Below are 13,433 nucleotides of genomic sequence, written 5' to 3'. Positions count from 1 at the left end.
ATGCTGGAACGCTTTTTTATTTTTTTGATGGTCATCCTTACCATCGGGTTGTCTACGGGTGTAAGCTCAGCTCGGCAAGTTGAGCTAAAAAGTAACTATAATACCTCAGTGCAAAATATCGGCTTGAACAGGGAAGAAACAAACTGGTTAGCGCATAAAAAAACCTTGGTTGTTGGCACCTGGTTACCGGAAGTCTCCCCCATTGTTTATCAAAATAGCGGTGAATATTATCGGGGCGTCAACGCGGATTACCTTGCGTTAATGCAAAAGAACCTCAATCTAAAAATCATTATAAAGCAGTATGATAATGAGCAAGAGGCGCTGGCCGCGCTCGCCAATAACGATGTTGATACGCTGATAACCCAACTGTCCCGACGCCAGGATGTTGGCGGAAATCTGTTGCGCACTTCGGCATTGCTGACCACGTGGCCGACGCTTGTAACATCGCTAAAAAACACTCTGCTGCCGCTGACCTCGAACCATCAGGTTAGCGTCGCGTGTGTGCGGGATTGCCCTTTTCTCGATGTTATCCAGGGGGCTTTTCCTGAGGCTAAAGTCTCATTTTATGACGACGAGTATCAGGCTATGGCGTCGGTAGTGAATGGCGATAACCAATATTATATTGGTAACAATATCACCAGCAGTCATTGTATCTCTCGATACTTCTCACAATCACTGGTTATTACGCACTACTTTGATAAGCAAGAACAATATAATTATTTTGTCGTTAACGAAGATCAGCCTGTATTAAGAAATATTCTTGATGGTTTCATTACGTCAATCAGTAATGAAATTCATATGCAAGTCATGCAGAACTGGTTGAACCGCGGCAACCTTGCCTATCTGAATGCGCCTATTCCTTTCACCGATCAGGAAAAAGCGTGGTTGAAGAAAAAGCATGTTATCCGCATTTTAATCAACCCAGATTACTCGCCCTATACGCTGGTCGATCGCAGTGGTGAGTTACGCGGTATTATTGGTGATTTGCTGAATATTATTCATCTGCAAACGGGGCTCGATTTTGAACCCATTTTAGCTAGCTCCAAAAGTGAGCAGACAAAGCAAATAAGCGGCGAACAGTGGGATATGTATCCCACTATCACGCTAACTCATCAAAACCCGAGCAATTCGGCCTTTAGCGATCCGCTGATGAATGTGGCATTTGTGATGATCACTTCCCGTGAGGAAACCGCCGAATCGCTACTGGAGAAGCCGATACGTATTGCTTTGCCTGCCGGGCATGTGCTGGAAAGCGAGCTGAAGCAACGCTATCCGCAGGCCACCTGGGTGAATGCGGATACTGGCAGTGTTGCGATGGCCATGGTCAAGGAGGGCAGCGTTGATGCGGCAATCGCTACCGAATTGTCGGCAAGATTTATGGTCGATCATTACTACCAGAAAAATATGCACTTTTTTAGGCTTCCAGATATGCCAGGTGCGTCGGTAAGTTTTGCAATCTCTCCCCGCGAGCCGATGTTGAAGTCTGTTATGGATAAAGCGCTACAGGCTATACCGCCACGTGAAATTTTGCAGATGACAGAGAGGTGGTCGAAAATTTCCAATACGCAGGTCGATTTCTGGAGTCGATATAGCAAACAGTTCTATCAACTGGGGATATTCGCGCTGCTGCTGATAGCAATTAGCCTGATCTGGGGGATCTCACTCTCCCGTGAGGTAAATAAAAGGAAACAATCGCAGCGGCTACTGGAAGAGCAGCTTCATCTCAAAGAAGCATTATCTCAAGAACTGGAAAACGAAAAGAATAAAGCGATTGAAGCAACCAAGGCCAAAAGTCGCTTTCTGGCGAGTATGAGCCATGAATTACGTACTCCGGTAAGTTCGATTGTTGGCTTTGTGGAATTACTGTCGAGTTCAGAACTCAGCCCGGCACAGCGAAAAGAGGCGATTGCCCTTACCGGGGCGACGGCCCAGTCATTGCTTGGACTGATCGGTAAGATTCTGGATGTGGATAAGATTGAGTCTGGTAAATACCAGGTTGTTCCTCAATGGACGGATCTCTCGCAGCTCATTGAATTGCAGTGTCACTCTTTCGATGCCTTAGCCAGACAGAAAGGCATTACGCTTGCCTGCGTTAGCCAGTTGCCGGCGAACGAGCGGGTATTTGTCGATCAGCAGGCTTTGCGGCAAATTCTCACCAACCTGGTGGGTAATGCGTTGAAGTTTACCGAGCAGGGCAGCATTCATGTGACGGCCCGTTTGATGCCTGAGGGGGAGAATCACGGTACCCTGACCATCGCCATTAGCGACACCGGTTGCGGTATTAGTGAAGAGGAGCAGGCGGGGCTGTTTCAGCGTTACGCTCAGGGACGCTGCGGGCGTCAACAAACCGGTTCCGGTCTTGGGTTATTTATCTGCAAAGAACTGGTGACGTTGATGGGCGGCACGCTGGAGTTGATGAGCGTCCCGTTGCAAGGAACCACGTTTACCATAACGCTGCCGGTTGAAACAGCTCGACAGTCGATTGTATCGGATGGCGATGCGCCCGGTACTCTGTTACCGCTTCCGTGTCTGTCTATTTTGATAGCTGACGATAATCCAACCAATCGCCTGCTGCTCAAGCGACAGTTGAATGCCATTGGCTACAGCGTGGATGAAGCGTGTGATGGGGAGGAAGCAGAAGCCAAACTGGCGAAGAAATCGTACGATCTGCTGATAACTGATGTAAATATGCCGAAAAAAGACGGGTTTGATCTCGCGGCTTCGCTACGTCGTCAACAGCCGAATTTACAAATATGGGGACTGACGGCCAGCGCACTTCCACAGTCACGCGATCGATGCCTGCAAAATGGTATGAACTTGTGCCTGTTCAAGCCTGTGTCGATTCAGACACTGACCCATGAATTGAGTAAAATCGAAACCGGTTATGCGTCTCCTTGTACAATCCGGCATTTGAAATTCAATGTGTTGACGGAAAATACCGGCGGCGATCGCGCACTGATGAACGAGATTCTCGAGACATTTCGCGAGGCAACGCTGAATGATATACAAGCGGCTGAGAAAGCCGTTCTGCAAGATGAACCTCAGCTGTTTTTGCGAGCCCTTCACCGGTTGCATGGTTCGGCGCAAATTCTGGGTATCACTGCGCTACAGAACCTGTGCGACCCTTTCGAATCCAGACGACATGACGATCTTTCTCTGTCAGAACGCGAGGAGGCATTGCAGAAGATCATTGCTGTTATGCGGGAAATTGAGATTGAGATAGACAGTCTGATTAGCCATTAATCCCCCTGATCGGGTAGCTGTAGCTGCCCGATCAGGAGAGAAAGTCCTGGTTCAACACTCCGTAGTGCTGAGTACTACTGGCCTGCGCCGATCATCTCGCTATCGACCACAATGCCATCTTCAGCACCTTTTAACACAAGGTTTGCTTCATAGTATTTACCGGAAGTCAGCAGTTTTTGCGCGCTGGCAACGGCTTTACGAGTCTGATTCAGAGGCATCAGGTATTGGGTCTGAAGCACGCTGATACCAGCCAGTTGCAGAGTATCCACTGCACCTTTCCAGTCGCCTTTGGCCATTTTGCCATTCGCTGTTTTGATAGCGGATTCTTTGGCCGGAGTCGCAATATAGTCTTCTGACAGCGCGACCGTAGCGTTAATAACCACGTACTGATCGTCAATCATCTTGGCTTTAGGCGTAGCTTTTACAAATTTCGCCCAATCTTTGCTGTCGCCTGCCAGCAGGGAAGCCGCGTCATCGGTTAATTTTTTAGCGCTGTCAGGCTGTCCATGAAACAGGGCCAGACGAGCAAGCTGAATATCACGCATCGCATTTGCGCCTTGCACTGCGACCTGCATAACATCGGCAGCTTCTTTTTGTACATTTGCGGTAGCAGCTTGCGCCGGAGTGGTTGTGGTAGCAGTAGCAGCCATCACTGGTGCTGAACCCATCATGGTTGCAAGCACACCCGCAAGAATAATCTTTTTCATTACTTTCTCCTGAATAAATTTGGTATATGTCACCAAACGCAATAAGCATATTAAATAATGTTAAAGAGAGGAATCAGAGCCAAGATAGAATAATGACCGTTTAATCCTACAAGTGTCAGATGTCTGACATGTGTAGGAATATACGCATAGCGACATTCTCTTGTTCTTATATACGCTTCCTTAGTGGAAGTCTTATCATTCTATTGTAAGTAACATATGTTGAGTGAGTAATAATTCTTGTGTCAACAGGTTACATTGCGTTTATGTATAACGGAGGATGTATGTTTGTTTTTAATCAGCGTAGCCTGAGAGCGTTTAATGAAAAAACACTCGTTCATTATAAAAAGCACGCGACGATTATGGCGGTGTTGATGTTGATTTGTGGCATCTGCTGCTTGATTTATCCGATTGCTGCAGGTGTTTATTTAAGCTATGCAACCGGCTTTATGTTCCTGGTATGTGGTTTCTATTCTATTTATAGCCTGTTTAGCTCAGGTAAAAAGCAATTGAAAGCCAAATTTACCTATGCCTTTTTTGCTATCGCGTGGTTACTGCTGGGTTACTGTTTCCTCGTGAATCCTGTGATAGGCATGAATTCACTGGCAATGGTATTTTGCTGCCTGTTTATTCTGGGGGGGATTTTTCGTATCGCCTCTGGGGTCAAACTGTTCCGTAGCCCGGGTTATGGATGGAACATTTTTATTGGTATTTTTGACCTGCTTATTGCCGGCGTATGGCTGAATATGGATCCCGACAGATCGTATGTATTTACCTCAATTTTTATTGGTGTCGAGATGATCTTTAGTTCTTTAGCTTTTATCAGTCTGCGTAGAAATGCGACGCTGGTTAAAACTGATAAGCTCGCCGATAAAAATTAATGCTAACTCTGGAGCGCATAGTGAATATTAAGATGATGGTTTCTGCAGCTATTCTTGTGACCTCTGTTATGGCGCCAATAACCCGTGCTTTGGCTACTCAGGCAACGGAAGCTGCGCCACAAGATATGACCTGTAAAGAATTTGTTGATATGAGTCAGCAATACAAGACGGCAATTGCCTTTGTGATTGTTAATAAAAATTCTGACTTTAAAGGCGATGATTATGTTCCCCTGCATGAGGTGGAAACGGAAGCTGTACCGAAAATGGTTAAAATGTGCCATCAGCATCCGAATACAAAACTGGGTGAACTGGCTGTAAATCTGAAAGGTTCCGGTCTGCACTATTGATTAACCGTTTTGATAGCCTGGCTTTTGTTAGAATTGACAACCTCTGTTCCTACCCTCAGTCGTTCCTTATAAAAAATCCGCGTAATTTACCCTGCTATCCACGAGAAACTCGCTGGATAGCCGTGCCCGCTAATAACCGTAGACCTGACAAACGAAGCCCCATCCCTGGGAATTTAATAATCTAAACCCAGGGATAGGGCAGGGGATCAGCGTCGAGCTTTAAATCGCGCTAACGTATTTTCAACGAGGACAAAGAACACTGGAACAAAATAGATTGCCAGTACCGTCGCGGCCAGCATCCCACCGATAACCCCCGTACCGACGGCATTTTGCGCACCAGAGCCCGCGCCGTTGCTTATTGCCAGTGGAATAACCCCCAGGATGAAGGCCAGTGAGGTCATCAGAATTGGACGTAAGCGCATTTGCGCGGCTTCCACTGCGGCTTCAAGCGGCGTTTTCCCTTCTTTCTGCATAATCTCGACGGCAAACTCGACGATCAGAATGGCGTTTTTAGCCGACAGCCCCATGGTGGTGAGCAGGCCGACCTGGAAATAAACATCATTGCTCAGGCCGCGCAGATCGGTAGCCAGCAAAGCGCCGACCACCCCGATTGGCACAACCAGCATCACCGAGAACGGGATCGACCAGCTTTCATACAGAGCCGCCAGCGCCAGAAACACGACGATCAGCGAAATGCCGTACAGCATTGGTGCCTGGTTTGTGGATAGCGCCTCCTGATAAGACAGACCGGTCCAGGCATAGCCGACGCCTGCGGGCAGTTTATTAATCAGCGATGCCATAAATTTCATCGCATCACCGCTGCTTTTCCCTTCAACCGGCTGGCCCAGAATTTCCATTGCTGGTTGACCGTTGTAGCGTTCAAGGCGAGGAGAACCGTAGGTCCACTCGGTGGATGAGTAGGCGGAAAGCGGGGTCATGGAACCGGAGGCGTTACGTACGTACCAGTGGTTGATATTGTCCGGCAACATACGGAACGGCGTATCGGCCTGGACATACACTTTTTTTACGCGCCCCTGGTTCAGGAAATCATTGACATAGCGACTACCAAACGCGGTGGAGATGGTCTGATTAATATCCGATAACGCAACGCCCATAGCTTCAGCCTTTTTGGCGTTGACGTGAATGCGGAACATCGGTGTATCTTCCAGACCGTTCGGACGCACCCCGTCGACCTCACCGGATGACTGGTTGGCCAAAGCCAGAAGCTGGTTCCGCGCCTGCATCATTTTTTCATGCCCAAGATTACCGTTATCCAGCAGCTCCATATCAAACCCTGATGCGGTGCCCAATTCTGCGACCGCCGGTAAATTGAACGGATAAACGACGGCATTATTGATGGTGCTTAAGGCCATCATGGCCCGTCGAATAATGGCGGTAACCGAGTTTTCTTCGCCAACGCGTTCTGACCAGGGCTTCAGGCTGATAAACGCCAGACCGTTGTTTTGTCCCTGGCCGCTGAAACCAAATCCGCCGACGGTGAAAACGGAAGCAACGTTTTTCTGCTCTTTCGTCAGGTAGTAGTCGGTTATTTCCCCGAGCACTTTACTGGTGTTCACCATCGTTGAACCCGAAGGCAATTGTGCCGTGGTCATGAATACCCCCTGATCTTCTTCAGGCAGAAACGAGGTCGGAGTGCGTAAAAACAGCACAATCATGCCCGCGCCAATGACTAAATAGACGACCATATAACGGCCTGTGCGACGTAGCAGTCTACGGGTGCTGTCCGTGTAGTGCTGAGTGCATTTCTCCATGAAGTGATTGAAACGGGTAAACAGAAAATGTGTGTTTTCCTTTTCTCCTTCGTGGGATTTCAACAACATAGCGCAAAGTGCAGGCGTCAGGCTCATTGCCACAAATACCGACAGCAGCATGGAGGAGATCAAGGTGATGGAAAACTGACGGAAAATTTCACCCGTTGCCCCGCTCATAAATGCCATTGGCATAAACACGGCGGATAAGACGACGGCAATACCGACCAGTGCTCTCTGGAGCTGACCCATCGCTTTATGCGTCGCCGCTTTTGGTGACAAGTGCTCTTCGGCAATAATACGTTCTACGTTCTCAACCACCACGATGGCATCATCGACTAACAGCCCTATCGCCAGCACCATGCCAAACATCGTGAGCGTGTTAATCGAAAAACCGGCGACGTCGAGTATTGCAAAGGTTCCGAGGATAACCACCGGAACGGCGATAGTGGGGATAAGCGTCGCACGGAAACTCTGTAAAAATAGATACATGACGAGGAATACCAGAATGATTGCCTCGATCAAAGTATGAAAAACACCCTGAATCGAAATCTCGATAAACGGCGTGGTGTCATAGGGATAAACGGTTTTCATACTGGCCGGAAACCAGGCCGATAATCTGTTCAGCTCTTGTTTGACCGCCTGGGACGTTGCCAGGGCATTGGCACCAGCGGCAAGTTTAATCGCAATCCCGGCGGCGGGTTTGCCGTTGTAACGTGCAACCGTTGCATAATTTTCCGCACCCAGCTCAATGCGCGCGACATCGCGCAGCAGAACCTGAGAACCATCTTGCTGAACTTTAAGGAAGATCTTGCCAAATTCATCGGTCGTTTGCAGACGCGTCTGGACGATTATCGACGCATTTAACTGCTGATCGGCTGACTGAGGCATGCCCCCCAACTGCCCGCCAGATATCTGATTATTCTGCACTTTGAGCTGGGTAATGACGTCCTCGGGAGTGAGGTTATACTTGTCGAGCTTTTGTGGATCCAACCAGATGCGCATGGCGTATTGCGAACCGAATAACTGTACGCTCCCCACCCCGGCAGTGCGGCTTAGCGGATCTTTAATGTTCGAGGCCACATAGTCGGCAATATCATATTGGCTCAGGCTGTTATTATCAGAGATAAAACCGGCAACCATTAAGATATTGCTGCTGGATTTATCAACGCTGATCCCTTGCTGTTGTACTTCCTGTGGCAAGGAAGGCATCGCCAGCTGTAGTTTATTCTGTACCTGAACCTGCGCAATATCGGGTGACGTACCCGTTTTGAAGGTCAGGATAATCGAGGCATTACCTGCCGCATCGCTGGTGGATGACATATACATCAGGCCATCAAGACCATTCATATTCTGTTCAATCACCTGGGTGACGGAGTCTTCAACGGTCTTTGCGTCAGCCCCTGGGTAGGCAGCGCTGATGGTAATGGTTGGGGGCGCAATTTGTGGATATTGGGCGACAGGCAGGTTCATTATCGCGATACCGCCCGTAAACATCATGATAATAGCGAGCACCCAGGCGAAAACCGGGCGCTCAATAAAAAAGTTGGCCATGAAGAAAGTGTCCTTAATGCCTGAAATATTACTGTTCAGCTACCGTGTCAGGTGTGTTCAGTTTTGAAGGGAGGACCCGGGCTTTGATTCCCGGACGAATTCTTTGTAATCCGGACACAATGACCCGATCGCCAGGATGTAATCCCGCGGTCACTAACCATTGATTACCAACGGCCTTCACTGCGTTTATTTCACGCAGTTGCACTACGTTTTCCTGGTCAAGGATCAGCGCGGTGGCTTTTCCTTGCTCGTTATGCGTAATTCCTTGCTGGGGGACCATCAACACGTTTTGTTGACTACCTTCATCCAGCAACGCCGTGACATACATACCGGGTAAAATTTCACCTTCAGGATTGGGAAATACGGCGCGCAGGGTTACCGAACCGGTGGTCTCATCAACAGCGGGATCGGAAAACTCAAGCGTACCGGTATGGCGATAGGGCTTGCCGTTTTCCAGCATTAGCTCAACCGGAATTTTGCCTTGTTGCTGGGCGATTTGGCCGTTGGCTTTCTCTTCTTTCAGGCGTAAGAAGTCCTGTACTGACTGGGTTAAATCAACATAAATCGGATCTAATCTCTGAACGGTGACCAGCGCGTTTTCCTGATTGGCAGTAACCAGGGCACCCACGGTCACGGAAGATTTGCCGCTAATGCCATCAATGGGCGAGGTAACATTGGCGTATCGAAGATTGATGGTGGCTTGTTCAAGATCCGCTTTAGCGACGGCAACATTGGCTTGCGCTTCATTAAGCTGTGAACGCGTCGTATCATAGTCTTGGCGGCTGACGTAATTAGATTTTATTAATGCTGACTGCCGATTGAGTGTCAGACGAACATTATTGGCGGTAGCCTGTGCCTTTGCCAACGCGCCTTTGGCTGAGTCCAGTCGTGCCTGCAGCGGGGCTGGATCAATTTGATACAGTGATTCTCCTTTGCTGACTTTATCACCTTCAACAAAGTTGCGTTTTATGATGATCCCACCAACCTGAGGGCGGATTTCGGCGATCTCGAACGCAAGCGCGCGACCCGGAAGTTCACTTTTAATATTTACTGAGGAGGGCGCTAAGGTAACAACGCCGACCTCGGGCTCCATGGCGGTTTTTACTGCAGGTTTATTATCGCAGGCGGTGATGATGACGCTACTAAAGAATAATGGTATCAACAGTAAGCATTTTCTGTTCATAGTAATCCCTGAATAATGTATAAACACAAATGTTCTTTTATTGCATGCAGGGTGGGGGGGTTGTCGGTAAATAACAAAAGATGGTCAGGCATGAGAAGGGTAAAGCCCATTTCTTCGCTAAAGAATTAGCGGTTAAAAATTATATGTAACAGGAAGAATGCATGTTAAGCGAAGGATCTCATGAAGCAGGATGGCGCAATAAGATAAACGCGGGGTGATGAGAAGGGGTGTTTGCCAACACCTGACTCCGGAATATAGTCGCGCCATCTTACCTCTGGGATTATTTCACTAGCTCCGGAGTTACCTGAGTGACTGTATTGGCGTAGTAAGGCGCTCCCCACATCGGCTCAGGCCAGAATGCGCCGTAACCATAATCCCACATGTTATAGGTGGTGTTGACAGACTCAGTTAAATGCCAAACCTGAATTCCTTGTAAATCAACTTTAACAAAGTTGTACGGGACTTTGTTGATGAATCCTGACTCATCTCCTTGAATTGTTCCCAAAATGGTCACGAAATGGTTTCTGTAGTTTACCGGATCGAGGAAACCTTTCTGCTGGGCAAGAATACGTCCCTGATAGCTCGCGTCTATTTGTGGCTTAGCAGAGTCGTTCAGTGGCAAAACGGCGATTTCCAGCAACGTATCATTTTTGGTGTTAATCACATTGATGACTTTACCACCAAAGCGAGCCTGTTGACCGGTATATAAACTGGGCTGGTTATGCACGGAGATAAAGTTTTTTTGGATATCGGGTTGATTATTACCTTTGATATTCTCAGGAATGGAAGCACATGATGCCAGGGTGAAAGCAAGGGCAATAATCATCAACCCTTTTGTATTTTTCATTTTACTTTCCTGCTTAAAAAAGACAGGTCTATAGTAAACCTTTGCGTATTATTGTCAGCATGCGCATTGTTGATTATCTAATATTAATATAATTGTAGCTTATGGTAATAACGGATTGTATTTTATCTGGTCGCTGAATGAGGGCGATATTTTCAACGACCATAAAAGTAACGGCTGGCATCACGGTTTCACGTCACGCTGGCGGGAATGTAATAAAGCGGATCGTCAATTTTTGCGGTGCTCATCACCCGACAGAATGACCGCGTTCATTACTCCCGTCACCCAGACGGTAAGCCAGCGCCACCACTAGCGACTGCACCAGGCACAGCGTCGCAGACTGGGATCGAAACGCGTCAACCTGCGCCTCTTTCACCACAAAGCAGAGATCGCTGAACGTGGCCAGCGGGCTTATCTGGCTGTCGGTAATCACGATCTGGCGCGCGCCGGCATTGGCCGCAGTTTCGCTGACCATCAGCGTTTCTTCCGCATAAGGCGAGAAGCTAATCGACACCACGATATCCTGCGCTTTGATGCGGTTAATCTGCTCGCGCAGCATTCCGCCCATTCCGTCGAGCAAAATAGGACGACACTCAAGATGGCTCAGGGCGTAGGTGAGATAGGCCGCTACGCTAAACGAACGACGCAGACCTGCAATGTAAATGGTGTCGGCTTCTGCCAGCAATTGTACGGCGCGTTCCAGCATTTCAGGTTCGGCACGGGCTGCCAGCTGCTGGAGCGCCTGGGTATTCGAACGGGCGAACTCCTGCAGGATATCGAGCGGGGTTTCCGGTACGGCTTCGCTTTCCATCTCACGGAACATGCGCGCGCGGTCGCTGTAGCTGGCGGTTTCCTCTACCAGGTTCATACGAAACAGCTGTTTCATTTCGTTGAAGCCGGTGAAGTCAAAGGCGTTGGCGAAGCGGATCAGCGTAGAGGGGGGCACTCCGGCACGTTCAGCAATGACGGCAACCGTATCAAAGGCCACGCTATTGGTATTATCCAGCACATAGCGGGACACCTGCTGCAGCCTCTTACTCAGGCTATCGTAGCGATCGCGGATTTGCTGCTGCAGCTCGTTCAGGCTGGTTGCTGTTGTCATTTTACCTCCTGGTACATAGTTTTATGATTCTAAACGCAAAACCGCGTCTTTGAAATGTCACTCATTCATCTGGCTGTAAAAACGAAACAAAAGCTTCAGGCTTGTCGTCCGCTGAAACGTTATGCCAGTGCACGCTAATCATGCGATTCCGCTTGTTAACATAAAAACCCATCCTTGATCACATTAATCATTATTTATTTTATTTCAACTTAAAATGGAATGTTTGTTTCATATATAGTACACAGATAACAGTGTTCAGGTAACAGTCACGTATCAACAGCGAGAGGTTAAGGATGGAGACAGTAGCGAATTTTATCCACGGCGAATGTGTCACCGGTTCAGGCCAGCGCGTTCAGGCAATCTTCAACCCGGCCACCGGCGAACAGATCCGCCAGGTGGTGATGAGTACTACACAGGAAACCGAGCAGGCCATTGCGGCAGCGCACGACGCATTCCCCGGGTGGGCGTGCCATTCTCCGTTAAAACGTGCGCGAGTGATGTTCCGCTTTAAGGCGCTGTTGGAAGAAAACATGGAGAGGCTGGCTCGCATCATCAGCGAAGAGCATGGCAAGGTATTCTCTGACGCAGTTGGTGAGCTGACCCGCGGCCTGGAAGTGGTGGAGTTTGCCTGTGGCATCCCACATCTGCAAAAGGGCGAACACTCAGCCAACGTAGGGACCGGCGTCGATAGCCATTCGCTGATGCAACCGCTCGGGGTTTGCGTCGGGATCACGCCGTTTAACTTTCCGGCAATGGTACCGATGTGGATGTTCCCCATCGCGCTGGCAACCGGGAATACTTTCGTGCTGAAACCCTCAGAAAAAGACCCTTCTCTCGCCCTGGCACTGGCGAAACTGCTGCAAGAAGCCGGATTGCCTGACGGCGTGTTCAACGTCGTGCAGGGGGACAAAGAGTCCGTTGACGTGCTGTTAACTGACCCGCGCGTGCAGGCCGTGAGTTTTGTCGGCTCTACGCCGATTGCGGAATACATTTATCAGACGGCATCCGCCCACGGTAAGCGTTGCCAGGCGTTAGGTGGCGCTAAAAATCACTGCATTTTAATGCCGGATGCCGACATGGATATGGCGACCAACGCCATTATGGGGGCCGCTTACGGCGCGGCGGGTGAACGCTGCATGGCGCTTTCGGTCGTGCTGGCGGTAGGGGACAAAACGGCAGACGAGCTGTGCTCGAGACTGGAAAAACAGATTGCGGCGCTGCGTGTCGGGCCTGGTCTTGACCAGACACCGGAAAATGAAATGGGGCCGCTTATCTCCTCTGTACATCGTAATAAAGTGCTCGGTTATATCGACAGTGGGGAATCGCAGGGGGCCAGCCTGCGCGTGGATGGTCGACGTTTTAGCGTTAAAGGCCATGAGCAGGGTTATTTTGTCGGGCCGACCCTGTTTGATAACGTCACGCCGGAGATGACCATCTATAAAGAAGAGATTTTTGGACCGGTGCTTTCTGTGGTGCGCGTAGCAGATTACAGCAGCGCAGTGGAACTGATTAACCGTCATGAATATGGTAATGGCACGGCAATTTTCACACGTGACGGCGGCTGTGCGCGTCGCTTCTGCGAAGAAGTGCAGGCGGGCATGGTGGGCGTAAACGTGCCAATTCCGGTGCCGATGGCGTTCCACAGTTTTGGCGGCTGGAAGCGGTCTATTTTTGGTGCGCTGAACGTTCATGGTAACGATGGCGTGCGCTTCTACACCCGGATGAAAACCGTCACCGCACGCTGGCCGGAGATGCTGCAGGACACAGGGGCCGCGTTCTCCATGCCAACGCTGGGCTGACAGGAGG

The 13,433-nt window shown here is 49.4% G+C and carries 9 protein-coding genes; 4 read left to right on the top strand and 5 right to left on the bottom strand.

The window, feature by feature from the left end; genetic code table 11:
• Entirely contained in the window at positions 1-3,243 is a 3,243-nt protein-coding gene (locus tag SK38_RS16740; protein ID WP_048236600.1) for an ATP-binding protein, read from the top strand.
• Between the two features lie 74 nt (positions 3,244-3,317).
• Here the strand turns inward: SK38_RS16740 and SK38_RS16735 are convergent, their stop codons facing one another.
• Positions 3,318-3,950, bottom strand: coding sequence for a YfdX family protein (locus SK38_RS16735; RefSeq protein ID WP_048236598.1), 633 nt, complete (start codon positions 3,948-3,950; stop codon positions 3,318-3,320).
• A gap of 281 nt (positions 3,951-4,231) precedes the next feature.
• On the opposite strand from SK38_RS16735, the gene SK38_RS16730 reads away from it, so the two are divergent.
• Both SK38_RS16730 and SK38_RS16725 read left to right on the top strand, forming a co-directional pair.
• Positions 4,232-4,828, top strand: coding sequence for a DUF308 domain-containing protein (locus tag SK38_RS16730; RefSeq protein WP_003826082.1), 597 nt, complete (start codon positions 4,232-4,234; stop codon positions 4,826-4,828).
• Positions 4,828-5,175 carry an HdeA/HdeB family chaperone gene (locus tag SK38_RS16725; RefSeq protein WP_048236597.1) on the top strand — a complete coding sequence of 116 codons (348 nt, stop codon included), beginning with the start codon at positions 4,828-4,830 and terminating at the stop codon, positions 5,173-5,175. The genes SK38_RS16730 and SK38_RS16725 overlap by 1 nt, the downstream gene beginning before the upstream one ends.
• A 206-nt stretch (positions 5,176-5,381) precedes the next feature.
• On the opposite strand, the gene SK38_RS16720 is transcribed toward SK38_RS16725, so the two are convergent.
• The 4 genes from SK38_RS16720 to SK38_RS16705 form a co-directional block, all read right to left on the bottom strand.
• Positions 5,382-8,498 carry an efflux RND transporter permease subunit gene (locus SK38_RS16720; RefSeq protein ID WP_048236596.1) on the bottom strand — a complete coding sequence of 1,039 codons (3,117 nt, stop codon included), beginning with the start codon at positions 8,496-8,498 and terminating at the stop codon, positions 5,382-5,384.
• A 28-nt stretch (positions 8,499-8,526) separates the two neighbouring features.
• The gene (locus SK38_RS16715) at positions 8,527-9,681 is read right to left on the bottom strand and encodes an efflux RND transporter periplasmic adaptor subunit (RefSeq protein ID WP_008785564.1); all 1,155 of its coding nucleotides are present in this window, start codon (positions 9,679-9,681) and stop codon (positions 8,527-8,529) included.
• Between the two features lie 280 nt (positions 9,682-9,961).
• Positions 9,962-10,528 carry a Slp family lipoprotein gene (locus SK38_RS16710; RefSeq protein WP_048236594.1) on the bottom strand — a complete coding sequence of 189 codons (567 nt, stop codon included), beginning with the start codon at positions 10,526-10,528 and terminating at the stop codon, positions 9,962-9,964.
• Positions 10,529-10,772: 244 nt separating this feature from the next.
• Positions 10,773-11,627, bottom strand: coding sequence for a MurR/RpiR family transcriptional regulator (locus tag SK38_RS16705; protein WP_048236593.1), 855 nt, complete (start codon positions 11,625-11,627; stop codon positions 10,773-10,775).
• A 293-nt stretch (positions 11,628-11,920) separates the two neighbouring features.
• On the opposite strand from SK38_RS16705, the gene SK38_RS16700 reads away from it, so the two are divergent.
• Positions 11,921-13,426: a CoA-acylating methylmalonate-semialdehyde dehydrogenase gene (locus tag SK38_RS16700; RefSeq protein ID WP_048236591.1), complete on the top strand. Its 1,506-nt coding sequence runs from the start codon at positions 11,921-11,923 to the stop codon at positions 13,424-13,426.
• The last annotated feature ends 7 nt before the right edge of the window (positions 13,427-13,433 follow it).

Origin of the sequence: Citrobacter sp. MGH110, assembly GCF_001037515.1 — a bacterium.
In the GTDB taxonomy this organism is placed as follows: Bacteria; Pseudomonadota; Gammaproteobacteria; order Enterobacterales; family Enterobacteriaceae; genus Citrobacter; species Citrobacter portucalensis.
Note: the sequence above shows the minus strand (reverse complement) of the source record. Positions and strands in the feature narration are given on the sequence as shown.

Excerpts from the sequence above, each read along its gene's own strand:
- SK38_RS16735 (WP_048236598.1), bottom strand. The coding sequence starts at position 3,950 with ATGAAAAAGATTATTCTTGCGGGTGTGCTTGCAACCATGATGGGTTCA.
- SK38_RS16710 (WP_048236594.1), bottom strand. The coding sequence starts at position 10,528 with ATGAAAAATACAAAAGGGTTGATGATTATTGCCCTTGCTTTCACCCTG.
- SK38_RS16730 (WP_003826082.1), top strand. The coding sequence starts at position 4,232 with ATGTTTGTTTTTAATCAGCGTAGCCTGAGAGCGTTTAATGAAAAAACA.
- SK38_RS16705 (WP_048236593.1), bottom strand. The coding sequence starts at position 11,627 with ATGACAACAGCAACCAGCCTGAACGAGCTGCAGCAGCAAATCCGCGAT.
- SK38_RS16715 (WP_008785564.1), bottom strand. The coding sequence starts at position 9,681 with ATGAACAGAAAATGCTTACTGTTGATACCATTATTCTTTAGTAGCGTC.
- SK38_RS16740 (WP_048236600.1), top strand. The coding sequence starts at position 1 with ATGCTGGAACGCTTTTTTATTTTTTTGATGGTCATCCTTACCATCGGG.
- SK38_RS16720 (WP_048236596.1), bottom strand. The coding sequence starts at position 8,498 with ATGGCCAACTTTTTTATTGAGCGCCCGGTTTTCGCCTGGGTGCTCGCT.
- SK38_RS16700 (WP_048236591.1), top strand. The coding sequence starts at position 11,921 with ATGGAGACAGTAGCGAATTTTATCCACGGCGAATGTGTCACCGGTTCA.
- SK38_RS16725 (WP_048236597.1), top strand. The coding sequence starts at position 4,828 with ATGCTAACTCTGGAGCGCATAGTGAATATTAAGATGATGGTTTCTGCA.